This window comes from Crossiella sp. SN42, from assembly GCF_023897065.1.
Lineage (GTDB): Bacteria > Actinomycetota > Actinomycetes > Mycobacteriales > Pseudonocardiaceae > Crossiella.
On record NZ_JAMHIV010000009.1, the window covers coordinates 213538 to 237159 of the forward strand.

General features: G+C 71.9%; 24 protein-coding genes. 16 read left to right on the forward strand and 8 right to left on the reverse strand.

The genetic code is table 11. The features are described from left to right. Positions 1-24 precede the first annotated feature (24 nt). Positions 25-183: a hypothetical protein gene (locus M8C13_RS13320; protein WP_252480852.1), complete on the forward strand. Its 159-nt coding sequence runs from the start codon at positions 25-27 to the stop codon at positions 181-183. Between the two features lie 212 nt (positions 184-395). Here M8C13_RS13320 and M8C13_RS13325 read toward each other — a convergent pair whose 3' ends face one another. After that, on the reverse strand, positions 396-1226 hold the full coding sequence (locus M8C13_RS13325; protein WP_252480853.1) for a MerR family transcriptional regulator: 831 nt from the start codon (positions 1224-1226) through the stop codon (positions 396-398). 37 nt (positions 1227-1263) lie between these two features. After that, positions 1264-1725 carry a redox-sensitive transcriptional activator SoxR gene (soxR, locus tag M8C13_RS13330; protein ID WP_252480854.1) on the reverse strand — a complete coding sequence of 154 codons (462 nt, stop codon included), beginning with the start codon at positions 1723-1725 and terminating at the stop codon, positions 1264-1266. Positions 1726-1769: 44 nt separating this feature from the next. Here soxR and M8C13_RS13335 point away from each other — a divergent pair, with 44 nt between their 5' ends. Genes M8C13_RS13335 through priA form a run of 4 tightly spaced genes read left to right on the forward strand, consistent with a single transcriptional unit; the run spans position 1770 to position 4774 of the window. Next, complete coding sequence (locus tag M8C13_RS13335; protein ID WP_252480855.1) at positions 1770-2477, forward strand: thiamine pyrophosphate-dependent enzyme; 708 nt, start codon at positions 1770-1772, stop codon at positions 2475-2477. Then, positions 2474-3391: a transketolase family protein gene (locus tag M8C13_RS13340; RefSeq protein WP_374213068.1), complete on the forward strand. Its 918-nt coding sequence runs from the start codon at positions 2474-2476 to the stop codon at positions 3389-3391. The genes M8C13_RS13335 and M8C13_RS13340 overlap by 4 nt, the downstream gene beginning before the upstream one ends. A gap of 9 nt (positions 3392-3400) precedes the next feature. Continuing rightward, complete coding sequence (gene hisH, locus M8C13_RS13345) at positions 3401-4033, forward strand: imidazole glycerol phosphate synthase subunit HisH (protein WP_252480856.1); 633 nt, start codon at positions 3401-3403, stop codon at positions 4031-4033. Between the two features lie 9 nt (positions 4034-4042). Then, entirely contained in the window at positions 4043-4774 is a 732-nt protein-coding gene (gene priA / locus M8C13_RS13350) for a bifunctional 1-(5-phosphoribosyl)-5-((5-phosphoribosylamino)methylideneamino)imidazole-4-carboxamide isomerase/phosphoribosylanthranilate isomerase PriA (RefSeq protein ID WP_252480857.1), read from the forward strand. 9 nt (positions 4775-4783) lie between these two features. Here the strand turns inward: priA and M8C13_RS13355 are convergent, their stop codons facing one another. Next, positions 4784-5149 (reverse strand): PPOX class F420-dependent oxidoreductase, encoded by a 366-nt coding sequence (locus M8C13_RS13355; RefSeq protein ID WP_252480858.1) that lies wholly within the window; start codon positions 5147-5149, stop codon positions 4784-4786. A 23-nt stretch (positions 5150-5172) separates the two neighbouring features. Here M8C13_RS13355 and hisF point away from each other — a divergent pair, with 23 nt between their 5' ends. From hisF to M8C13_RS13380, 5 genes are all read left to right on the forward strand, one after another. After that, positions 5173-5946: an imidazole glycerol phosphate synthase subunit HisF gene (hisF, locus tag M8C13_RS13360; protein ID WP_252480859.1), complete on the forward strand. Its 774-nt coding sequence runs from the start codon at positions 5173-5175 to the stop codon at positions 5944-5946. Continuing rightward, positions 5943-6293, forward strand: a complete 351-nt coding sequence (gene hisI, locus M8C13_RS13365) for a phosphoribosyl-AMP cyclohydrolase (RefSeq protein WP_252480860.1) — start codon at positions 5943-5945, stop codon at positions 6291-6293. The genes hisF and hisI overlap by 4 nt, the downstream gene beginning before the upstream one ends. Before the next feature lie 61 nt (positions 6294-6354). Next, positions 6355-6654 carry a hypothetical protein gene (locus tag M8C13_RS13370; RefSeq protein WP_252480861.1) on the forward strand — a complete coding sequence of 100 codons (300 nt, stop codon included), beginning with the start codon at positions 6355-6357 and terminating at the stop codon, positions 6652-6654. Next, complete coding sequence (locus tag M8C13_RS13375; RefSeq protein WP_252480862.1) at positions 6651-8273, forward strand: alpha/beta hydrolase; 1623 nt, start codon at positions 6651-6653, stop codon at positions 8271-8273. The genes M8C13_RS13370 and M8C13_RS13375 overlap by 4 nt, the downstream gene beginning before the upstream one ends. Before the next feature lie 16 nt (positions 8274-8289). Beyond that, positions 8290-8775, forward strand: coding sequence for a hypothetical protein (locus M8C13_RS13380; protein ID WP_252480863.1), 486 nt, complete (start codon positions 8290-8292; stop codon positions 8773-8775). Here M8C13_RS13380 and M8C13_RS13385 read toward each other — a convergent pair. The 5 genes from M8C13_RS13385 to M8C13_RS13405 form a co-directional block, all read right to left on the reverse strand. Continuing rightward, positions 8737-12780, reverse strand: a complete 4044-nt coding sequence (locus M8C13_RS13385; protein WP_252480864.1) for a Pls/PosA family non-ribosomal peptide synthetase — start codon at positions 12778-12780, stop codon at positions 8737-8739. The genes M8C13_RS13380 and M8C13_RS13385 overlap by 39 nt on opposite strands. Beyond that, positions 12774-14162 (reverse strand): aspartate aminotransferase family protein, encoded by a 1389-nt coding sequence (locus M8C13_RS13390; protein WP_252480865.1) that lies wholly within the window; start codon positions 14160-14162, stop codon positions 12774-12776. Before M8C13_RS13390 ends, M8C13_RS13385 begins: the two co-directional genes overlap by 7 nt. After that, positions 14159-15034, reverse strand: a complete 876-nt coding sequence (locus M8C13_RS13395) for an AMP-binding protein (RefSeq protein ID WP_256508965.1) — start codon at positions 15032-15034, stop codon at positions 14159-14161. Before M8C13_RS13395 ends, M8C13_RS13390 begins: the two co-directional genes overlap by 4 nt. Before the next feature lie 88 nt (positions 15035-15122). After that, the gene (locus M8C13_RS13400; RefSeq protein ID WP_308202795.1) at positions 15123-16025 is read right to left on the reverse strand and encodes a ParB N-terminal domain-containing protein; all 903 of its coding nucleotides are present in this window, start codon (positions 16023-16025) and stop codon (positions 15123-15125) included. 263 nt (positions 16026-16288) lie between these two features. After that, a complete protein-coding gene (locus M8C13_RS13405) occupies positions 16289-16909 on the reverse strand; it encodes a TetR family transcriptional regulator (protein ID WP_252480867.1) in 621 nt (206 codons plus the stop codon). Positions 16910-16930: 21 nt separating this feature from the next. On the opposite strand from M8C13_RS13405, the gene M8C13_RS13410 reads away from it, so the two are divergent. The 6 genes from M8C13_RS13410 (at position 16931) to lgt (ending at position 23187) form a co-directional block, all read left to right on the forward strand. After that, the gene (locus M8C13_RS13410; protein WP_252480868.1) at positions 16931-18487 is read left to right on the forward strand and encodes an anthranilate synthase component I; all 1557 of its coding nucleotides are present in this window, start codon (positions 16931-16933) and stop codon (positions 18485-18487) included. Positions 18488-18623: 136 nt separating this feature from the next. Next, a complete protein-coding gene (locus M8C13_RS13415; RefSeq protein ID WP_252480869.1) occupies positions 18624-19115 on the forward strand; it encodes a Trp biosynthesis-associated membrane protein in 492 nt (163 codons plus the stop codon). 84 nt (positions 19116-19199) lie between these two features. After that, positions 19200-20009, forward strand: a complete 810-nt coding sequence (trpC, locus tag M8C13_RS13420; RefSeq protein ID WP_252480870.1) for an indole-3-glycerol phosphate synthase TrpC — start codon at positions 19200-19202, stop codon at positions 20007-20009. Between the two features lie 25 nt (positions 20010-20034). Then, positions 20035-21264 (forward strand): tryptophan synthase subunit beta, encoded by a 1230-nt coding sequence (gene trpB / locus M8C13_RS13425; RefSeq protein WP_252480871.1) that lies wholly within the window; start codon positions 20035-20037, stop codon positions 21262-21264. Further along, positions 21264-22058, forward strand: coding sequence for a tryptophan synthase subunit alpha (gene trpA, locus M8C13_RS13430; protein WP_252480872.1), 795 nt, complete (start codon positions 21264-21266; stop codon positions 22056-22058). The genes trpB and trpA overlap by 1 nt, the downstream gene beginning before the upstream one ends. An 82-nt stretch (positions 22059-22140) precedes the next feature. Continuing rightward, positions 22141-23187 carry a prolipoprotein diacylglyceryl transferase gene (gene lgt / locus M8C13_RS13435; RefSeq protein ID WP_252480889.1) on the forward strand — a complete coding sequence of 349 codons (1047 nt, stop codon included), beginning with the start codon at positions 22141-22143 and terminating at the stop codon, positions 23185-23187. Positions 23188-23622: the final 435 nt, after the last annotated feature.

Genomic DNA, 23622 nt, shown 5'->3' on the forward strand with positions numbered 1-23622 from the left:
TGGGGCTGGACTGGAAGGTGTGTCGTGGTCTTCAAGGACTGGGTGTGGCTGATCCTGCTCGCCCTGGCGGGTTTCCTGCTGGGCGGGGTGTACGTGACCTGGAAGACCTCTCGCATGTTCGCGTTCGTGCTGCTCGCGGGCGCGGTTCTGGCCGCCATCGGCGCGGTCACCTGGATGCTGTGACATTGGCGCGCTCCGCGCGCGGGATTTTTTCGCTCTTGAGTCGTGCGTTCGTGACCTCGACACACGCGAAGCAAGCTTCGGAGTGTCGAGGTCACGAACGCACGACGCGAAAAAATCAACCCCACCGCTGAGTTCAGAGCCCGGCGTGTCGCTGGCGCACCACGCCTCTTTCGCGACAAGTAGTCGCTGGTCAGCCGCTGGTCGGTGGCTGGTCAGGCTGGGGTGATGGGCTCCTGGAGCTCGGTGACCCAGTCCTTCTGGTCCTGGTCCGGCCCTGCCACCAGGTAGTACTCGCGGTGCGGGCCCGCCGTGCGGTAGCCGTTGGCCTCGACCCAGGTGGCCAGGGTCTGGAACGAGCCGCTGACCTCCATCATCGGGCCGTGGTGCACCAGGGTCGCGGCCTGCGGCACCTCGGGCAGGTCGACGATGGCGAAGTCCTGGCCGGCGGCGGGCTCGGCGTTCACCGGGACCCCGGCGTGGATGGTGACCGGGCCGTCCTCGCCCTCGGGCAGCTCGTAGTAGGCGATGGTCGGTCCCACCGGGGTCACCCCGGCGCGGCAGAGGTTCTCGAACAGGCGGTCGTACAGGGGACCGATCACCGGGCTGATGCTGCCGGACTCGAAGTCGGCCGCGGTGCCGGTCAGCTCGGCGATCCGGACCGCGGGCAGGCTCTTGACGACGACGTCGGTGCTGGGCATGTGGCCCTCGCTTTCGATGACGCGGAGCCTCGCCTCGACGAAGTTCAGCCGCAGCTGTTCGGCGCTGATGCTCGCCGCCAGTTCCGCCCGCCGCAGCCGCAGCATGCCGCGCAGCTCCTCGGCGTTCACCCGTTCGTCCACAATGGACCGAACCTGGTCGAGGGTGAAGCCGAGCTCCTTCAACGCGATCACCCGGTTCAGCCGGGCGAGCTGGGCGGCTCGGTAGTAGCGGTAACCGGTGGCGGCGTCCACCCGGTCGGGCCGCAGCAGCCCGATCCGGTCGTAGTGGCGCAGCATGCGGACCGACACGCGGCCGTGTCTGGCGAAGTCTCCGATACTCAACATGGCGAGCACCGTTGTAGGACCTGACACCGTGTCAGGGTCAACGCCCGCCCTCCACCTTCGGCTTCAGCCGCGGCGAGCCGGGGCCGTAGGCGGCCATCGCGTCGTCGGCGTTGTGCAGGAAACAGGACCGCAGGGACAGGCAACCGCAGCCGATGCAGCCGGTCAGCCGGTCCCGCAGCAGCTGCAGCGCCTCGATCCGGGCGTTGAGCTCCTCCCGCCAGGAGCTGGACAGCCTGGCCCAGTCCGCCTTGGTCGGGTTCCGGCCCTCCGGCAGGGTGGCCAGCGCGGACTGGATCTCCTCCAGGCTCAGGCCGACGCGCTGCGCGGCCCGGATGAACGCCAGCCGCCGTAGCACCGAACGGTGGTATCGCCGCTGGTTGCCCGCGCTCCGCTCGGAGAAGACCAGCTTCTTCTCCTCGTAGAACCGCAGGGCGGTGTGGGGTACTCCGCTGCGGTCGGCGACCTCGCCGATCGACAGCCATTGCGACAGGGCTTCCATGAACGCTTGACCTCCAGTTTGGTCGAGGTTACATGCTCGGTGCCATGACAGCGAAGGAATTGACCACACCGCGGGCCTTCGCCGACCTGCCCGCGCTGATCGCCAGGATGACCGGCGACGAGAAGCACAGCGCCGCCGCGAACTCGACCATGGACGTGCTCTGGGTGCTCTACGACCGCGTCCTCAACGTCTCCCCCGACCGCCTCGACGACCCGGACCGGGACCGGTTCTACCTGTCCAAGGGGCACGGCCCGATGGCCTTCTACGCCGTGCTGGCCGCCAAGGGCTTCCTGGAGGAGTCCCTCCTGGACACCTGGACCCGGTTCGACTCACCGCTGGGCCAGCACCCGGACCGGGCGCTGGTGCCCGGCGCGGAGATCAGCAGCGGCTCCCTCGGCCACGGCCTGCCGCTGGCCGTGGGCACCGCGCTCGGCCTGCGCGCCCAGGGCCGCACCGACGCGCGGGTGTTCGTGCTGGTCGGCGACGCCGAGCTGGACGAGGGCAGCAACCACGAGGCCGTCGCGCTGGCCGGACGGCTCGGCCTGGACTCGCTGACCGTGGTCGCGGTCAACAACTTCTCCGGCACGCACGGCTGGCCGGGCGGTATCGCGGACCGGTTCACGGTCGAGGGCTGGGCCGGGCGTCGGGTCGATGGCCGCAACCACGAGGACCTGTACGAGGCGTTCACCACCCCGCACCCCGGCCGCCCCTTGGTGGTCGAGGCCCTGATCGGACTGGAGGGTTCGGAATGACCAGCACCATCACCACCGCCACCACCATGCGGGAAGTGTTCGCCGACACCGTGACCGCGGCCATGGACGCCGATCCGCGCATCGCGGTCGTGCTGGCCGAGATCTCCAAGGACGCCTTCGCACCCGCCGCCGCGCGGCACCCGGAGCGGGTGATCAACGTGGGCATCCGGGAGCAGCTGATGGTCAGCGTCGGCGGCGGGCTGGCCCTGGCCGGGCTGCGGCCGGTGGTGCACACCTACGGGCCGTTCCTGGTGGAGCGGCCGTTCGAGCAGATCAAGCTGGACCTCGGCCACCAGGACGTGGGCGCGGTGCTGGTCAGCATCGGCGGCTCCTACGACGACCCGGTGTGGGGCCGCACCCACCAGGTGCCCGGCGACGTCGCGCTGTTCGACACCCTGCCCGGCTGGACCGTGCACAGCCCTGGCCACCCGGCCGAGGTGCCCGCGCTGCTCACCCCCGCGCTGGCCGGGGACGACCGGGTCTACCTGCGGCTGTCCACCCGGACCAACGCCGAGCCGTACGCGAACGGACCCGGGTTCACCACGTTGCGCCAGGGCCGCCGGGGCGTGGTCATCGCCGTGGGCACCACCGCCGACGCGGTGCTCGCCGCCACCGAGGGCCAGGACGTGACCGTGCTGTACGCGGCGACCGTCCGTCCCTTCGACGGCGAGGGCCTGCGCGCCGCGATCGAGGAGGTCGACCGGCCGGACGTGATCTTGGTCGAGCCGTACCTGCGGGGCACCTCGGCGTTGCAGGTCACCGACGCGCTGCGCCGCCAGCCGCACCGTCTGCTGCCGCTGGGTGTGAGCCGGGACACCGAGGTCAGGTCCTACGGCACGGCGGAGGAGCACGACGTGCTGCACGGGCTGGACGCGGGCGGTATCTCAAAGGCCGTGCGTGAGTTCCTTGGCTAGGCTGTGCCGGTGACCAGCGTCGTCGTACTGGACTACGGATTCGGCAACATCCGCTCCGCCGAACGCGCCCTGCGCCGGGTCGGCGCCCAGGTCGAGGTGACCGCGGACCCGAAGGCGGCCGAGGCCGCCGACGGGCTTGTGGTGCCCGGCGTGGGCGCGTTCGCGGCCTGCATGGACGGGTTGCGGAAGGTCCATGGCGAGAAGGTCATCGGCCAGCGGCTGGCCGGTGGTCGGCCGGTGCTGGGCATCTGCGTCGGCCTGCAGATCCTGTTCGAGAAGGGCGTCGAGCACGGCATCGAGGCCGAAGGCTGCGGGGAGTGGCCGGGCACGGTGGAGCGGCTCAACGCCCCGGTGCTGCCGCACATGGGCTGGAACACCGTCCGCGCCCCCGAGGCCAGCACCCTGTTCGCCGGGCTGGCGGCGGGGGACCGGTTCTACTTCGTGCACTCCTACGGCGTGCGCGAGTGGACCCTGGCCCCCGAGCCGCCGCTGCCCGCGCCGCTGGTGACCTGGGCGCACCACGGCGAGGACTTCGTCGCGGCGGTGGAGAACGGGCCTTTGTCGGCCACCCAGTTCCACCCGGAGAAGTCCGGGGACGCCGGGGCGCACCTGCTGGAGAACTGGCTCAAGTCCGTCGTTTAGGCTTGACCGGTGACGTTTACGCTGCTCCCGGCCGTTGATGTGGCCGAAGGCAAGGCTGTCCGCCTGGTTCAGGGCGAGGCCGGCACCGAGACCTCCTACGGTGACCCGTGGGAGGCCGCGCTGGCCTGGCAGGACGGCGGCGCCGAGTGGATCCATCTGGTCGACCTGGACGCCGCCTTCGGCCGGGGCAGCAACCGCGAGCTGCTGGCCGGGGTGGTCGAGCGCCTGGACGTCAAGGTGGAGCTCTCCGGCGGCATCCGCGACGACGACTCGCTCAAGGCGGCGCTGGCCACCGGCTGCGCCAGGGTCAACCTGGGCACCGCCGCGCTGGAGGACCCGGCCTGGTGCGCCCGCGCGATCGCCGAGCACGGCGAGAAGATCGCGGTCGGCCTGGATGTGCGGATCACCGAGGCCGGGCACCGGGTGGCCGCGCGCGGCTGGACCACCGACGGCGGCGACCTGTGGGAGGTGCTGGCCAGGCTGGACCGGGACGGCTGCCCGCGTTTCGTGGTCACCGACGTGAGCAAGGACGGCACCCTCAAGGGCCCCAACCTGGACCTGCTGCGCGAGGTCTGCGCCCGCACCGACGCCCCGGTGATCGCCTCCGGCGGCGTGTCCAGCGTCGCCGACCTGGTCGCGCTGGCCGAACTCGGGCCGCTGGGCGTGGAGGGCTCGATCGTGGGCAAGGCGCTCTACGCGGGCGCGTTCACCCTGCCCGAGGCGCTGGCCGCGGTCCGCTAGCCGGGCCGATCAGTCCAGCTCGATCCGGATGCCGATCGTGCGACCGGCATCCGGCTTGGCCCGCAGCGTGGTCAGGCGGCCGAGCAGGCCGTACTTCTTGTTGATCATCCGGACCACCTCGGCGGTGCCCTCGGCGTCGGTCAGCGTCGCGGTCGCGGGCACCGCCGGTCCGGTCTGCTTCCCGCGCACCGTGCACGGCGCCACCCGCACCGTCCCGTTCCGCCGCAACCGCTTGACCTTGCCCGCCGCCGCGTTCGTCCAGGCGTAGAGCGCCTCGCCCTCGGCGACCACCCAGACCGGGGTGTCCACCGGGGTGCCGTCGCGGCGGAAGGTGGTGAGCAACAGGTACTTGGCCGACCTCAGATCGCTGGTCACGGGCCTCAGCCTAGGCTGTCCGCATGTCCGTCGCTGTTCGTGTGATCCCTTGCCTCGACGTGGACCGGGGCCGGGTGGTCAAGGGTGTCAACTTCACCAACCTCGTCGACGCGGGTGACCCCGTGGCGCTGGCCACCGCCTACGACGCCGAGCATGCCGACGAGCTCACCTTCCTGGACGTGACCGCCTCCTCCGGCAACCGGGAGACCACCTACGACGTGGTCCGGCGCACCGCCGAGCAGGTGTTCATCCCGCTCACCGTCGGCGGCGGCGTGCGCAGCGTGGAGGACGTGGACAAGCTGCTGCGCGCGGGCGCGGACAAGGTCAGCTTCAACACCGCCGCCATCGCCCGGCCGGAGCTGCTGCGCGAGGCCGCCGAGCGGTTCGGCGCGCAGTGCGTGGTGCTGTCGGTGGACGCCCGCCGGGTGCCCGAGGGCGGTCAGCCCACGCCGTCGGGGTTCGAGGTGACCACGCACGGTGGGCGCACCGGCACCGGGATCGACGCGATCGAGTGGTCCGCGCGCGGGCAGGAGCTCGGCGTGGGCGAGGTGCTGCTCAACTCGATGGACGCCGACGGCACCAAAGCCGGGTTCGACCTGGAGCTGATCAGGGCGGTGCGCAAGGTGATCGACGTGCCGCTGATTGCCAGCGGCGGGGCCGGTGCGGTGGAACACTTCCCGCCCGCGGTGCGGGCCGGTGCGGACGCGGTGCTGGCGGCCAGTGTGTTCCACTTCGGACAGTTGCGGATCAGCGAGGTCAAGGACGCGCTGCGGGCGGCCGGGGTGACGGTCCGATGAGCTCGCTGGACCCGGCGCTGGCCGCCCGGCTCAAGCGCAACGCCGACGGCCTGGTGTGCGCGGTCGCCCAGCAGCGCGGCACCGGCGAGGTGCTGATGGTCGCCTGGATGGACGACGAGGCCCTGCACCGCACGCTCACCACCCGCAAGGCCACCTACTTCTCCCGCAGCAGGCAGTCCTACTGGGTCAAGGGCGAGACCTCCGGCCACACCCAGCACGTGCACGAGGTCCGCCTGGACTGCGACGGCGACACGCTGCTGCTGGTGGTCGACCAGGTCGGCGCGGCCTGCCACACGGGCGAGCGGACCTGTTTCGACGCCGACGTGCTCCTCCAGATGGAGGACTGAGCGGGGCCGTTCCGGGTAACCGCTGCTACGGTCGCTGGGAGGAGCGATCAAGGGGGGAACCTTGACGGGGAAGCTCGCGGTCACGGCGGACCAGCTCACCGGGGCAGGACGGGACCTGCTGGCCACCGCCGACCAAGCGCACCGGGACATCCGCGCCAACAGCGGCGCGCAGGACGGCGACGCGGCGGCCAACACCTCCTTCGCGCTGGCCCACGCCCTGGCGCAGTGCGAGGACACCTGGGCGCAGGCCCTCACCACGGTCGCCACCAAGCTCGCCGTGACCGGCGACAACCTGGAGCTCAACGCCCGCACCTACGCCGAGGCGGAGGCCGCCGCACGGGCCGGGCTGCCGGCGCGATGACCACGGTCGACGAACTGCGCGAGGCCGAACCCACCGTGTTCACCCGGGCTGCGCGCCGCTGGCAGGACCTGGCGACCTCGATGACCACCCGCGCCGAGGAGGTCACTGACGCCCTGAGCGGCCTGGGCGAGTGGCGCGGCGCGGCGGCGGAGACGGCCAAGCAGCAGCTCGGTGGTCAGCGCGGCCGCCTGGACGAGCTCGCCAGGGGACTCGGCGGCATCCCGCCGGTGCTGCGGGACGCGGGCGAACGGCTGACCCGGTTGCAGGAGTCGCTGCGCGCCGCCCTGGCCACCGCGCACGCCAACCGGCTGCGCGTCGCCAGCGACGGCCAGGTCACCGATGACGCGGTGGTCGTGGCCACCCCGCCACAACCGGGCCGCCCGAACCGGGCCCAGCTGTGCGCAGAGCTGACCACCACCCTGCGCGACACCCTCCGCCAGGCCGCCACCGTGGACGCGGAGGCCGCCGCGGCGTTGCGGCGCATCACGCAGGAGGCCACCGGCATGGCGCCTGGTGGCATCCAGGTGTGCACCTCGCTCAGCGCCACGATTCCGGCCGCGGGCACCTCGCCGGCTGAGGTGAAGCGGTGGTGGGACGGGTTGAGCATTGCTGACCGGGAGTCGTTGCTGGCCAGCGATGGGGCGCGGATCGGGGCGCTGGACGGCATCCCGGCGATGGTGCGGGACCGGGCGAACCGGGTGGTGCTGGCGGGGTTGCGGGCGAGCCTGGCGGAGGAGCGGACGCGGCTGGAGGCCAAGGCGCACCGGACACCGGATGATGAGCAGCGGTTGGCGGATTTGAAGAAGAAGGGCGAGGGCCTGGATGCCATCGCCAACCGGCTGGCGACCAAGCCCGGCAGGGAGAATCTCGAGCCGTTCCTGCTGCGGGTCAGTGCCGACGGCAACGGGCGGGCAGTGGTGGCGATGGGGAACCCGGACCGGGCGGAGAACGTGGCCACCCTGGTTCCGGGCACCGGATCCAGCCTGGCGGACGGCGCCAGCTACCTCAAGCACGCCGACGCCATGGCCAACGCGGCGACGAAGGAGGGGGCGAAGTCGGTGTCGGTGATCAGCTGGGTCGGTTACGACGCGCCGCAGAGCCTCGTGCCCGATGCGGCCCAGGACAGTTTCGCCGACAACGCCCGGGCCGACCTGGCCCGGTTCCAGGACGGCCTGCGCGTCACCCATGAGGGTGGCCCGTCACACAACACCGTGGTCGGGCACAGCTACGGCTCCACCGTGGTCGGGCACACTGCCCGCGACCTGGGGATCAAAGCCGACGACGTGGTCTTCATCGGCAGCCCGGGAGTCGGGGTCGACCGGGCCGATCAGCTGAACCTGCCGCCGGAGCGCGTGCACGCCAGCGTCGCCGAGCACGACGTCATCAAGGTGACCAACGTCCCGCTCGGGCTGGACCGCGACTTCCTGCCCCTGGACCCGCACGGACCCGATCCGGCCGACTCCCGGTTCGGGGGCAAGGTGTTCGCCTCCGATCCGGGCACCCGGGGGCCGGCCGTCCTGGGGGGCCTGAGCGACGTCGCGCACAGTCAGTACTGGGAAGAGGACAGCAAGTCCTTGCGGAACATGGGGAAGATCATTGCCGGCAAGCCGACGACGTAGGCGCCTGTTCCTCGGCGTGGCCATCGTGGTCGCGGTGGTGCTGGTGGCCGGGATCAGCGTGATCGTCTACCAGTGGAGCAGGAGAGGGATGCAGCCCACCATCACCGCGGAGGAAGGCGCACGCCGGGTCGAGGAGCTGGTGCGGCTGGCGGCCGCCCGGCTACCCGCGCAGGCACGGCTGGAGCAGTTCTCCCGCAAGAACGACTCCCCCTGTGACCAGCCCACCGACCACGGTCCGCCCGGGCGGGTCCAGGTGTCGGTCAGCTACCAGGTGCACGATCTGGACGCGGCGAGGTTCAGCGAGTACTTCGACGCGCTCAAGACCTTTTGGACGGGCAACGGGTACACCGTGCTGGCTGATGACCGCCCGAAGGACTGGTACCTGTGGGTGCAGCGGGAACCGGACGAGTTCCGGCTCAGCCTCCAAGGCAACGACCTGGGGGAGTTGTACCTCGGCGGCGTGTCACCCTGCCTGTGGCCCAACGGCACTCCTCCCAGCTGAGGCGTCAGACCGGGCGGGCTTCGGACCGGCCGGGTTGCCCCACCAGCGGGCGCCAGCCGGGAGCTGTTCGCCCTTCATCACGAAGGCGTCCGCCTCCACCACCGCACCGTCCCCAATGGACACTCCATAGTGGACGAAGCCGCCGGTGCTGACCGTGCAGCCCGAGCCCAGCACGATGTGGTCGGACTTGAAGGTGCCGTCCTCCAGGGAGTGGCCCTGGATGGTGCTGCCCAGGTTGAGGACCGTGTCGTCGCCGAGGGTCACCAGGCTTTTCTCCGGTGCGGCGCAGCCGTCGTCGTAGAGGCGTTTGCCCACCCTGGCGCCCAGCAGCCGCCAGATGAGGCCCTTGAAGGCGGTGCCGTTGAACAGGCGGTAGTAGGTGCCGGGGGAGAGTTTCCAGAAGCGTTCGTGTTGCCAGAACTGGAGCTGGTAGATCGAGCACAGGCGGGGGCGCAACCGGCGGAAGCCCAGGCTGGCTCGTTCGATGAGGATGAAGTAGGTGACGCTGAAGGCCACGGCGGTCACCGAGGCGATGGCCAGTGCCAGTTCGCCGAAGACCGGACGGAGTTCGACGCCGAGTACGCCGAGCAGGCTGACCAGGACGAAGTGGCACCACACGGTCAGCAGGTACAGGGTCATGGTGAGCAGGTTGTGGCGGTTCTTGCGGGGCAGGCGGCGGTTCAGCTCCTCCTCGGTGCGCAGGTGGTCGAACTGGCGGTCGCGGTCGACCGAACGCGGGATCTCGAACGGCGGGGAGCCGAGCAGGCCGGTGTTCTCCCGGACCGGGCCGTCCACCGGCACCAGGACCTTGGTGGCCAGCAGGCAGTTGTCGCCGGTGCGGCTGCGCCAGGGGTAGAAGATCACGTTGCCCAGGAAGTTGTGTTCGCCGAGGGTGGCGCGGGCCGTGGTGAACGAGGTGCTGGAGAACTCGGCGTTCATGGTGGACAGGCCGTCGGAGACCATGGTGCCGCGGCCGATCGTGGTCAGGTACGGCGACTCGTGTTTCTGCATGACGCCGAAGTTCGAGCCGGACTGGATCACCCGGCCCAGGTCGTAGCCCAGGGCGCGCAGGTAGGTCGTGATGTAGGAGCTGTCGCCGAAGAGGGTGTGGTAGAAGCGCAGGTTGGTCAGGCGGGACACGGTGCGCTGCAAGGAATAGCGGAGTCCGTACAGCGGGTAGACCTCGCCGGGCTTGATCATGCGGTGCAGCAGCCGGGGGAGGGTGGTCACCAGTAGCAGCCCGGCCAGCGCGCCGCCGAAGAACACCGCGGAGGCGGTGGCCAGGTGACCGAGCAGGAACGCGGTGCTGCCCAGCGGCGCGTCGGTGGAGGGCAGCAGCGCGGGCAGCCACAGGTCCAGCACCAGCAGGGTCAGTGGGAGGGTCAGCGCCAGCACGGTCAGGAGCTGAGCGAGGCCGTAGAGCGTGCGGCGGAGGCGGCCGCAGCGGGCAGGCGCGACCGCGAGGTAGTCCACTGTGGACGGTTCGGCCGGGGAGCCGTGCCAGTGCTCGCCGTCGGGGATCGACTGGCCGGTGTGCAGGGAGGAGGCGTGACCGAGCTGGGCGCGGTCGCCCATGGTGCAGCCGATGTCCAGCACGGTGCCCTCGCTGATCACCGCGTCCGCGCCGATGGTCACCGGGCCGGTCTGCACCAGGCCCGCGCGGACCCGGTGGCAGGTGAAGAAGGAGTCCTTGCGGATCACCGTGCCCTCGTCGACGGTGAGCAGGTCGGGGCAGGCCGGCACGTTGCGGGAGAAGACCGCCACCCCCTTGCCGATCCGGGCGCCGAGCAGCCGCAGGTACAGCGAGTACACCGGCGAACCGGCGAAGAGCACCAGCGGGTTGGCCCGCAGCAACGTCTTCACCACCCAGAACCGCAGATAACCCAGTCCCCACAACGGGAACTCGCCCGGCCGGTAGCGCCCGACGAGCAGCCACTTCGCCGCGATCGGCAGCAGGCTCAGCGCCAGGAAGCCGCCGCCGGCGACCGCCACCGCGCGCAGGTAGGTCTCGGCCAGGGTCCGGCCCTCGGCGACCACGTCCAGGCCGGTGCTCAGCACCAGCGCGGTCAGGTAGGTGTAGGCCAGGAAGAACAGCAGCTGGGCGAAGCCGCACAGCGCGTACCGCAGCGAGCTGCCCTTGGGCGGGGCCGCTGGTTCCGGGGCGGCGGCAGGGGCGGGACCGGCCGCGTCCAGCAGCGCGGCGAGCGCGGACACCGTGGGGTGCTGGTAGACCTCGCGCATGGACACCGCGGCCAGTTCGGGCAGGCGGCCGCGGAAACGGGCCAGCAGCAACGAGTCCGCGCCCAGATCGTCGAAGAAGTGGTGGGAGGTAGAGACTTTCTCCACCCGCAGCACCTCGGCCAGGGCGCCGGCGAGCAGCTCTTCGGTGGGCGTGGCCGGGGGCACGTGCTCGCCGGTGGCGGCCAGGGCGCGCGGGCCGCTGGGCGGCGGCAGGTTGCGGCGGTCGGCCTTGTCGCTGGCGGTCATCGGGATGGTGTCCAGCTGTTCCAGGTAGGCCGGGACCATGTAGGCGGGCAGGCGGTCCCGCAGGTGCGCCCGGACCGCCTGCTGGTCCACGGTTTCCGCGTCGGCGCGCGGGCGGTAGTAGCCGACCAGCTCCACCACGCCGGGCTCCGGCCGGTAGGTGTCCACCACCGCCTGCGCCACCCCCGGCGCCCGCGCCAGCACCGACTCGATCTCGGCCAGCTCGATCCGGTACCCGCGGATCTTGACCTGGGTGTCGATCCGGCCGTGGTACTCGATCTCGCCGTCGGCGTTGATCCGGCCCAGGTCCCCGGTCCGGTAGATCCGGCCGGAGGGGTTGCCCGGCAGGCCGAGGAAGTCCGGGATGAACGCCCGCGCGGTCAGCTCCGGCCGGTTCAGGTAGCAGCGGGCCAGGCCGATCCCGGCGATGCCGATCTCACCCGCCTCGCCGTGCGGCAGCGCGCGCGGCTGCTCCGGGTCCAGGATCACCACCGAGTAGGTCGGCAGCGGCACGCCCAGGGTCACCGGGCGCTCCGGGTGCACCACCGACCAGGTCGCGGTGACCGTCGCCTCGGTGGGGCCGTAGACGTTGAGGAACCGGCGGCCCGGCCGGTGCCAGCGCTCGATCAGCTCCGGCGGGCAGGCCTCCCCGGAGACCAGCAGGAACCGCAGCCCCGGCAGGTCTTCGTCCACTGTGGACAACAGCGTGGGCACGCAGCACAGCGCGGTCACCGAGCGGTCGTGCAGGAACCGCCACAGCTCCGCGCCGAGCAGGCTGCCACCCGCCGGTTTGGGCACCAGGGTCGCCCCGGCCAGCCAGGGCACCCAGATCTCCTCCACCGAGAAGTCGAAGGCCAGCGTCATGCCCTGGTACACCCGGTCCGCCGGGGTCAGCCCGTACAACCCGGCGGCCACCCGGACGAAGTTGCAGATGCTGGCGTGCTCGATGGCCACCCCCTTGGGCCGCCCGGTGGTGCCCGAGGTGTAGATCAGGTAGCAGAGGTCGTCCACCGGGTCGCCGCGCTCGGCCGGGCTCAGCCGCGCGCCGTCCTCCCCTGCCAGGTCCAGCTCGTCCACGCAGACCACCTCGACACCGTCCACATCGGACAGCAGGTCGCGGGTGGTGGACAGGGTGAGCGCCCAGGTCGCGCCGGCGTCGGCCAGGATGAAGGCCAGCCGGTCGGCCGGGAAGGCCACGTCCAGCGGCACGTAGGCAGCCCCAAGCTTGAGCACCGCGAGCATCCCGGCGTAGGCGTGCCGCGGCCGGTCCACCAGCAGCGCGATCCGCTCGCCCGGTCGTGCGCCCAGCGCGCGCAGGCGGCGGGCCAGCCGGTTGGCCTCGGTGTCCAGCTCGTCGTAGGTCAGCGTGGTCTCGCCGGTGTCCACCGCGAGCTGCCCGCCCCGGCCGGACTGGCGCAGCCGGTCGCACTGCTGCTCGAACAGCAGCTCCAGCCGTTCCCCCGGCTGCCAGCGCGGTTCCCCCGGGTGCGCGGAGCCGATCAGCGCCGGTTCGGTCAGCATGCCGGGCCCCGGCTGGGTAAAGCACGCAGGATCGCCCCGAGCAGGATGTCCGCGGCGATGTCGATGACCTCGGCGGTCACGTTCAGCGGCGGCAGCAGCCGCACCACCGCGTCCGCCCGGCCGCCCAGCTCGATGATCAGCCCCTCGCGCAACGCCATCGCCTGCGCCGCCGCGGCCTCCGCGCTGGCCGGACGCCCGGTGACCGGGTCGGCCAGCTCGACGCCCCACATCAGGCCCCGGCCGCGCACCTCGCGCACCCACGGATGACCGTCCAGTTCGGACAGTCGAGCGGCCAGCTGCCGCCCGCGCGCCCGCACGTTGCCCAGCACGTCGTCCCGGCGCACGATCCGCACGGCCGCTGTGCCCGCGGCGAAGGCCAGCTGGTTGCCGCGGAAGGTGCCGGTGTGCGCGCCCGGCTGCCAGACGTCCAGCCGCCGGTCGTAGATGATCAGCGACACCGGCGCGCCCACCCCGCTGAGCGCCTTGGACGCGATGATCACATCCGGCTCGATGCCGTACTGCTCGAAGGCGAACCAGGTCCCGGTGCGCCCGCAGCCGGTCTGCACCTCGTCCACCACCAGCGGCACGTCCAGCTCGCGGGTCAGCGCGCGCACCCGGTGCACGAACTCCGGCGTCGCGGGCACCACCCCGCCCTCGCCCTGCACCAGCTCCAGCAGCACCGCGGCCGGTCGCGGGATGCCGCCGTTGTGGTCCAGCAGCGCGCGTTCCAGGTATCCGGCGCAGTTGGTCTCGCAGGTCACCGGGGACAGGCCCAGCGGGCAGCGCGAGCAGTAGGAGTAGGGGAAGAAGTGCACCTCGGGCATGCCGCCGGGCACCGGGGCCTTCTGCGCCACGTCACCGGTGAGCGCCATCGCCGCGTGGCTGCACCCGTGGTAGCCGCCCTGGAAGGAGACCACCTGGGCGCGGCCGGTCGCGGTCTTGCACAGCTTGATCGCGGCCTCCACCGCGTTGGCCCCGGTCGGGCCGCAGAAGTGCGTCTTCATCCGCTCGCGCAGGCCGGGCGGCAGCATGGACAGCTGGGCGGTGAGGAACTCGTCCTTGGCCGGGGTGGGGAAGTCCAGCCCGTGGGTGAGCCGCCCGGCCTGCTCGGTCATCGCGGCCACCAGCTCGGGGTGGTTGTGCCCCAGGGAGAGCACCCCGGCCCCGGCCAGGAAGTCCAGGAAGACGTTGCCGTCGGCGTCGCGCACGAAGCTGCCGTGCCCCTCGACCGGGGCGATCGGCAGCCTGCGCGGGTAGGTCCGCGCGTTGGACTCCCGCTGGCGCTGGCGGGCCAGCAGGTCGGCCGAGCGCGGGCCGGGCAGCTCGCCGCGCACCAGTGGCGCGGTGGCGAGGTGGAGGTCGGTCAGGCCGGTGCTGGTCACGAGGTCTCCTTGGATGCACTGCGGGCGCGCCCCCAACTGGCGGCGCGGATGGGGCCGGAACAGCTGAAAACCCGGCTGCCCGGCAGGTCGAGGACCAGCTCGGCGGGCAGCAGGGCGCCGTGCAGCAGCACGCCGCGCACCGAGGCCGGGGCCGGGCGCAGCTCGCTCAGCTGCGCGCCGGTGCCGCAGAACACGGTCACCCGCGCCGAGGCGAGCAGTCCGGGCAGGTCGCCCTCGGCGGGCGCCACCACGGTGGCCCCGGCCACGAAGCACGGCCACAGCTCGTGCAGGTGGAACTCCTGGCTGATCGGGGTGCCCTGGAAGACCCGGTCCCCGGGCAGCACGCCCAGTCCCGGCGCGGCCACCCGGACGAAGGTGAGCACGTCCTGGTGGGTGAAGGCGTGCGTGGCCGGGACGCCGGCCAGGCCGCGCGGGCGGCACAGGTAGCAGGGCGCGGCGGGGTCCAGGTCCGCCGAAGGGCTGTGCGCCGGGCCGGTCGCGGGCAGCTCGACCAGCGGCGCGTCTTCCTCCGCCTGGCCCGGCTCGCTGACCAGAGCGGTCAGCCGGAGACCGGTGGCCGGGCAGTCCTGGGGCAGCGGCAGGTAGGCCGCGCCCGCCTTGAGCACGCCCAGCAGCGCCACGTACTCCTCCACCCGATCGGGCAGCCGGATGCCCACCGGGTCACCCCGGCCGATGCCCCGTTCGCGCAGCCGGTGCGCCAGCCGGTTGGCCGCGCGGTCCAGCTCCCGGTAGGTCAGCGTGACCGGGCCGCACACCACCGCCGGGGTGTCCGGAATTCGAAGAGCGGTTCGCTCGAAATACTGTGAAAGTGTACGCGCGCGCGGCGCGTCAGCCTGCTTTGTCGCATTCATGACCCTACCGATGGCAAGTGAACTGAAACGGAAACGGAATAGGCGCCACCGGTCGGTGAATAGGCCGACCGGTGGCGGTAACCATCAGCTATGCGGTGGTGCGCCTGCGTCCGTCGAGGCGTTCGGCGAAGTTCTGCCAGGCCGCCGCATTGGTGCGTGCGAGCGCAATCACCATTCCGGTGCAGTGCGCGGGGACACCCTCGATCAGCCGGGGCCAGTCGTCGGTGTCGATGAGGTGGGTGTCCAGCCAGCGCAGCAGCCTCCGGCCGGACTCGGTGAACCGCAGCGCGGGATCGCGCTGGAGCGTGCGCAGTGCGGCGCGCAGGTCCGCGCCCTGGTCAGGTGGGGTGGGCGGCTGGTCGGCCGAGGGCGGCTCGCGCTGGCTGCCGGGCACCGGGTCCAGGCCCGAGTGCAGGCGCCGCCGCACGTCCCGGACTGTCGAGGGCGCCAGTCCGGCCGCTTTGGCGATCTCCCGCAGCGAGGCGCTGGGGTTGTCCGCGAGCAGCGTCCCGGCCAGCCGCCGCCCGGCCGCGCTGCTCACCGGCCGCACCCGCCCGTCCCGGCCCAGCCGGGTGTTCGACCAGCCAGCCTGCGCACTCGAACGCCGACGGACCGCGCCGACAGTGCGCGGCGCCAGCCCGGTCGCCGCCGCGATCATCCGGTCCGACCACTGCGGCCGGGACACCAGGATGCGCTCCGCGGCGGCGGTGCGGTCGGCCAGCGACAGCGGCATGCCGTGCGCGATGTTGGCGTGCACGGCCAGGATGAACGCGTTCTCCTCGTCCCCGTCGTAGAAGCGCACCCTGATCCGCCGCTCGCCGCGCAGCCGGGCCGCCTGCAGCCGGTGCATCCCATCGATGACCCGCATGGTCGGCCTGTGCACGATGATCGGCGGCAAGGTCGCGCCGGTCTCGGCCAGCACGTGCGCGTGCTCGCCGACCTCCCCATCCAGCCTGGGCGAGTCGGCCGGTAGCAATGAGCCGATCGCCACTGTTTCGATTCGGTTGCCCGGTTGCCGTCGCCACCATTCCAGCGGGTCCGGCGGATCGTCTTTCTCGACTATCACAGTAGCTCCTCCCGTGCGATAGCCATGGAAAGTGATCGCTGATTAGCGAGAATCATTTCCACGCTAAAGGAGGGTGCGAGCGGCGTCAACCGCACTGGGTTACCTGGAGTGGTTAACGGGGCATTACCATATTTCCGGAGATCCCGCCGTGCGGATTTGTACGAATTTCTCGGTTTGTGGCCGAGGTGTCACGCCAGGTCTCCGGTCAGGTACCGCTGCAGGGTGGGCGCGACCGCGGCCGCCAGGGTGTCGTGGTCGGCCGAGGCCAGCGGCTCCAGTTTGATCACGTACCGCATCATGCCCAGCCCGGCCACCTGCGCGCCCACCAGCGAGGCGCGCAGGTCCGGCTGGTCGGCCCCGATCGCCCGCGCGATCTTGCCGAAGAGCGCGTGCGTGACGAACTCGCGCAGCATCCCCGCGGCGTCGTCGTGGCTGGACGCGCTGCGCATCAGCGCCACGAACGGGCCGCCGCCGGTCTCGTCCCACACCGAGAGGAACCGGCGCACGATCCGCTCGCCCAGCCCCTCCACCGGTCCGGCCAGCACCGTCTCCAGGATCTGCTGCGGGGTGATCGGCAACTGCACGGCCGCGGCGAACAGGCTCTCCTTGCCGCCGAACCAGTGGTTGACCATCGCCGGGTCCACCTGCGCCCTGGCCGCGATCATCCGCACGGTCGCGCCGTCGTAGCCCTGCTCGGTGAACACCGCGCGGGCAGCGCTGAGCAGCGCGCCCTTGGTGTCCTCACCGGCGGGTCGGCGCCCACGCCGTCTGGGTGCGGTGCTCTCGGCCACCGGCACATCATCTCCCATCGACCCGGCACAATGTCGTCCATGGTCAGCGCGGTCAGCCCCACAGTCACCAGCTCCCGCCCCGGCGGCACGCCGATGGGCGAGCTCAGCCCGACCCGCGAGGAGTTCCGCGAGCTCGCTCGCGACCGCAGGGTGATCCCGGTGGTGCGCAGGCTGCTGGCCGACGGCGAGACCCCGCTGGGCGTCTACCGCAAGCTGGCCGCCAGCCGTCCCGGCACCTTCCTGTTCGAGTCCGCGGAGAACGGGCGGTCCTGGTCCCGCTGGTCCTTCGTGGGCGTGCGCAGCCCGGCCGCGCTCACCGTGGCCGAGGGCGAGGCGGTGTGGACCGGCACCCCGCCGGTCGGCATGCCCAGCGGCGGCGACCCGCTGGTCGCGCTGCGGGAGACCGTGCGGGCGCTGCAGACCGACCCGCTGCCCGGCCTGCCCCCGCTGACCGGCGGCATGGTCGGCTACCTCGGCTACGACACGGTGCGCCGCCTGGAGCGGCTGCCCTCGCTGGCCGCCGCCGACCTGGACATCCCCGAGCTGGTCATGCTGCTGGCCACCGACCTGGCCGCGCTGGACCACCACGAGGGCGTCATCACCCTCATCGCCAACGCGGTGAACTGGGACGACACCGACGAGCGGGTGGACGCCGCCTACGACGACGCGGTGGCCCGGCTGGAGGAGATGACCGCGAACCTGTGCACCGCGGCCGCGCCCACCGCAGCGGTGTTCCAGCGCCCGCAGCCGCGGTTCGACCGGCAGCGCACCAGCGCGGACTACCGGGCCGCGGTGGAGACCGCGAAGGAGGCGATCCGGGCCGGGGAGGCCTTCCAGATCGTCGTCTCGCAACGGTTCGAAGTGGACACCGAGGCCGACGCGCTGGACGTCTACCGGGTGCTGCGCACCACCAACCCGAGCCCGTACATGTACCTGCTGCGGCTGGACGGGTTCGACATCGTGGGATCCAGCCCGGAGGCCTTGGTCACAGTCCGCGACGGCAAGGTGACCACGCACCCGATCGCGGGCACCCGGTGGCGAGGGGCCGACGACGAGGAGGACGCGCTGCTCGCCAAGGACCTGCTCGCCGACGAGAAGGAACGCGCCGAGCACCTGATGCTGGTCGACCTGGCCCGCAACGACCTGGGCCGGGTGTGCACGCCGGGCTCGGTGCACGTGGTCGACTTCTTCAGCGTGGAGCGCTACAGCCACGTCATGCACATCGTCTCCGCGGTCACCGGCGAGCTGGCCCCCGGCCGCACCGCTTTTGACGCGGTCACCGCCTGCTTCCCGGCTGGGACCTTGTCCGGCGCGCCCAAGCCGAGGGCGATGGAGCTGATCGAGGAGCTGGAGCCCAGCCGCCGCGCGCTCTACGGCGGCGTGGTCGGCTACCTGGACTTCGCCGGGGACGCCGACACCGCGATCGCCATCCGCACCGCGCTGATGAAGCAGGGGCGGGCCTACGTGCAGGCGGGCGCGGGCGTGGTGGCCGACTCGGATCCGGCGGCCGAGGACACCGAGTGCCTGAACAAGGCGCGCGCGGTGCTGGCCGCGATCGCCACCGCGGAGACCCTGGAGCTGGCCAGTGAACGCTGAGCCGGAGCAAGCCCACGAGTCAGAGCGCGCGCCTGAGCCGCAGCCCTCGCCTGAGCCGCAGCGCGCGCCCGGATCCCAGCGCCTGTCCGAGCCGGAGCGCGCGCGGCGGCCCGGCAGCGGTCCACTGTGGACTGTCGTGCTGCTGTCCCTGGCCGCGGCGGCCGCGCTGTGGGGCGCGGCCGAAGTCACCGTCGCGCTCGGCTCGGCCACCGGGCTGGCCGCCTTCGCGCTGGCCGCGATCGCGGGCGTGCTGGCCGCCGGCGGCTGGTTCCGGCGGGTGCTCGGCGGGCTCGTGCTGCTGGTCGCCGTCGGTGGCGGAGTGTTGCTGTGGGACGGGCTTTCCTCGCACTCCGTGGCTGGTTCGGCACTCGCGGTGTTCGGCCTGCTGGCACTGGCCTGCGGTGGGATCCTGGTCCTGGCAAGGGGTCACCGGATGCCGCGGATGGGGGGAAAATATGCCGCCTCCAGCGAGGTCCGCCGATCGGTTGACGCTGATCGTCGCCTGTGGGACAGCCTTGACTCAGGGGCCGATCCCACCCTCGGCGACACCGCCGAAACGACGAACGACCTTGCTACCCAGGGCGGATCTGCCGACCCGATGCCAGAAGCCGACCGGCGGCGGGGTTAGCATCCTTTCGGCGCTTCGGCGCGGCGGGAAGGGGTTTCAAGTGCGGAAGCTTGCGAGCGGGCTGAGGCAAAACGGGGAGTGCACGTGAGCGTCCTGGAGCAGATCGTCGAGGGTGCGCGTGCGGATCTGGCCCTCCGCGAGGCGGAGGTTCCCTTCGAGCTGATCAAGGAACGCGCCCAGTTGGCACCGGCGGCCAAGGACGTGCTGGCCGCGTTGCGCGCGCCCGGCGTCGGTGTGATCGCGGAGGTGAAGCGGCGCAGTCCGTCCAAGGGCGACCTGGCCGACATCCCGGAACCGGCGGAGCTGGCCAAGGACTACGCGGCCGGTGGCGCCAGGGTGATCAGCGTGCTGACCGAGGGCCGTCGCTTCGGCGGCTCGCTGGCCGACCTGGCCGCGGTGCGGGCGGTGGTCGATGTTCCGTTGCTGCGCAAGGACTTCATCGTCACCCCGTACCAGGTGCACGAGGCGCGGGCCTACGGCGCGGACATGGTGCTGCTGATCGTGGCGGCGCTGGAGCAGTTCGCGCTGGAGTCGCTGCTGGACCGGGTCGAGTCCCTCGGCATGACCGCGCTGGTGGAGGTGCACACCGCGGAGGAGGCCGACCGCGCGCTGGAGGCCGGCGCCAAGGTGATCGGCATCAACGCGCGCAACCTGCACAACCTGGAGGTCGACCGGGACGTGTTCGGGCGGATCGCGCCCGGCCTGCCCTGGGAGGTGCTCAAGATCGCCGAGTCCGGGGTGCGCGGCCCGGGCGACCTGATGGCCTACGCCGGGGTCGGCGCGGACGCGGTGCTGGTCGGCGAGGGCCTGGTGACCAGCGGCGACCCGCGTGCCGCGGTGACCCAGCTGGTGACCGCGGGCTCACACCCCGCGTGCCCGCGACCCAGTCGCTGAACTTCGCAAGGAGAACCGCTCCCAGATGAGTGTTGACCAGTCCGAACAGTCCGCCCAGCACGGCCCGGACGCCAGGGGCCACTTCGGCCCCTACGGCGGGCGGTACATGCCGGAGGCGCTGGTCGCCGCGCTGGACGAGCTGTCCGCGGCCTACGAGTCGGCCAGAGTGGACCCGGAGTTCACCGGCGAGCTGGACCGGCTGCTCAAGGACTACGCGGGCCGCCCGTCGCCGCTGACCGACGCGCCGCGCTTCGGCGAGCACGCGGGCGGGGCGCGGATCATGCTCAAGCGCGAGGACCTCAACCACACCGGCTCGCACAAGATCAACAACGTGCTGGGCCAGGCGCTGCTGACCAAGCGGATGGGCAAGACCCGGGTGATCGCGGAGACCGGGGCCGGGCAGCACGGGGTGGCCACGGCCACCGCCTGCGCGCTGCTCGGGCTGGAGTGCGTGGTCTACATGGGCGAGGTGGACACCGAGCGGCAGGCGCTCAACGTGGCCAGGATGCGGCTGCTGGGCGCCGAGGTCATCCCGGTGAAGACCGGCTCGCGCACGCTCAAGGACGCGATCAACGAGGCGCTGCGGGACTGGGTGGCCAACGTCGACCGCACGCACTACCTGCTGGGCACCGCGGCCGGTCCGCACCCGTTCCCGGTGCTGGTGCGCAACCTGCACAAGGTCATCGGCGAGGAGGCCCGCGCCCAGGTGCTGGAGCGCACCGGGAAGCTGCCGGACGTGGTGGCGGCCTGCGTGGGCGGCGGCTCGAACGCGATCGGCATCTTCCACGGCTTCATCGACGACCCCGGCGTCCGGCTGCTCGGGCTGGAGCCCGGCGGCGAGGGCCTGGACAGCGGCAGGCACGGCGCGACGCTGTCCGCGGGGACCCCCGGCGTGCTGCACGGCACCCGCTCCTACCTGCTGCAGGACGAGGACGGGCAGATCACCGAGGCGCACTCGATCTCGGCCGGGCTGGACTACCCGGGGGTCGGGCCGGAGCACTCCTGGCTCAAGGACCTCGGGCGGGCGGAGTACCGGGCGGTCACCGACGCGGAGGCGATGGCGGCCTTCCAGCTGCTGTGCCGGACCGAGGGCATCATCCCGGCCATCGAGTCCGCGCACGCGCTGGCCGGGGCGCTCAAGCTCGGTCAGGAGCTCGGGCCGGAGGGCAGCATCCTGGTGTGCCTGTCCGGGCGCGGGGACAAGGACGTGCACACGGCGTCGAAGTGGTTCGGCCTGGTCGGAGAGGACGCCTGATGTCGCGGCTCGCCCCGCTGTTCGAGACCTGCCGCGCCGAGCAGCGCGCGGCCCTGGTCGGCTACCTGCCCGCGGGCTACCCCACGGTCGCCGAGGGCACCGCGCTGCTCTCGGCGATGCTGGACGGCGGCTGCGACCTGGTCGAGGTCGGCCTGCCGCACTCCGACCCGGTGATGGACGGCCCCACGGTGGAGGCCGCCGCGCACCAGGCGCTGCGCAACGGCTTCCGGGTGCGCGACCTGTTCCCCACGGTCGAGGCGCTGGCGGCCAAGGGCGGTCGCGCGGTGGTGATGACCTACTGGAACCCGGTGCACCGCTACGGCGTGGACGCCTTCGCCCGCGACCTGGCCGCCGCCGGTGGCCTCGGCGTGATCACCCCGGACCTGATCCCCGACGAGGCCGACGACTGGCTGGCCGCGGCCGAGGCGCATGACCTGGACCGGATCTTCCTGGTCGCCCCCGCCTCCACCGACGAACGCCTGACCCTGGCCGCCAAGGCCAGCAGGGGCTTCCTGTACGCCGCCTCCACCATGGGCGTCACCGGCGCCCGCGACACGGTCAGCAGCATGGCCCCCGAACTGGTCGCACGGGTCCGCCAGCACACCGACATCCCGGTCGGCGTCGGCCTGGGCGTCCGCTCCGGCGCGCAGGCGGCCGAGGTGGCGGCCTTCGCGGACGCGGTCATCGTGGGCTCGGCCTTCGTCTCGGCGAGCGCCCGGGGCGAGCAGGGCGTGCGTGACCTGGCGGGGGAGCTCGCCAACGGGGTCCGAACGTCGGTTGTGACCGGAGCGTGAGGAGGTAGTTCCCGCCCGCCACACCGTGAGCTGACGCGAGGGGGCTACGGTGTGGCCTGTGACTGGCACGCTGACCGCACTGATGGCCGATTCCACGGCCTTCCTGGCGACCATCCCCAGCCCTGACCGCGGCGTGTGGCAGCTCGGGCCGTTCCCGCTGCGCGCCTACGCCCTGTGCATCATCGCGGGCATCGTCATCGCGATCTGGTGGGGCGAACGCCGCCTCATCGCCCGCGGCGGCGAGTCCGGCACCGTGGTCGACGTCGCGGTGTACGCGGTGCCCTTCGGGCTCATCGGTGGCCGGCTGTACCACGTGGCCACGGACTGGCCCAAGTACTTCGGCCCCGACGGCAACCCGATCGAGGCCCTCTACATCTGGAACGGCGGCCTGGGCATCTGGGGCGCCATCGCCCTGGGCGCGGTCGGCGCGCTGATCGGCTGCCGCAAACGAGGCGTCCCGCTGCGGGTCTTCGCCGACGCGGTGGCCCCCGGCATCGTGGTCGCCCAGGCGGTCGGCCGCCTCGGCAACTGGTTCAACCAGGAGCTCTTCGGCGGCCCCACCGACCTCCCGTGGGGCCTGGAGATCTACCGCCGCATCGACCCGGAGACCGGCCTGCCCGACGCCCTCGGCGGCGTCGCGGAGAACCACATCCCCATCGCGGTGGTCCACCCCACGTTCCTCTACGAACTGGTGTGGAACCTGGGCGTCGCCCTCCTGCTGGTCCTGGCCGACCGCAAGTTCCGCATGGGCCACGGCCGCGTCTTCGCCCTGTACGTCGCGGGCTACACCCTGGGCCGCTTCTGGATCGAGATCATGCGCACCGACACCGCCACCCTGGTGTTCGGCGTCCGCATCAACGTGATCACCAGCGCCGTCGTCTTCCTGGGCGCCATCGCCTACCTCCTGCTGGTCCGGGGCAAGCGCGAGGACCCAGCCGACTGGCGCAAGGACCCCGAACCCGAGGACGACCCCACCAAGCCGGTCCCGGACGGCGAGGAACCCCCGGCAGGCCTCGGCCCCAGGCCGGAGGACAAGCCGGCGGAAGCCACCGTCCCCGCCGACGCCACCCCGGACAAGGCGCCCGCGGACCCGGTCACCCGCAAGGAAGACCCCAAGCCGGAGTCCTGACCAGCAAGACACCCGGTACAACAACGGCCAACGCGCGCGGAGGGAAACCCCCGGCGAGTTGGCCGTTGTCGTACTTGGTGTGTCGGCCGTCGCGACCGCAGGGCGAAGCCCGCGAACCAGCGAGGGGCTGGCTTTTCAAAACCTGTCCGAAGTCTTGAGGTTCCCCATGCCCGTCAACCTGGAGACATCGCACCACATCCCAGCGAGCAGACGCTCACAGCAACCGCCGCCAACGCCTCGCAGCGTGACGGCGGCTGCTCGCTGGGATGTGGTTCGATTTCGGAAGGTTGACGGGCATGGGGAACCTCAAGACCCGCTTGCGTCTCTGCCTTTGATTTTCCCCCCCATGCTTTGATCTCTGCCCGTCCGGCGAGGACGCTCTTGACTTTGATCTTCACCTGAAACCCCGAAGATCAAAAGAATGTCCTCGCCGGA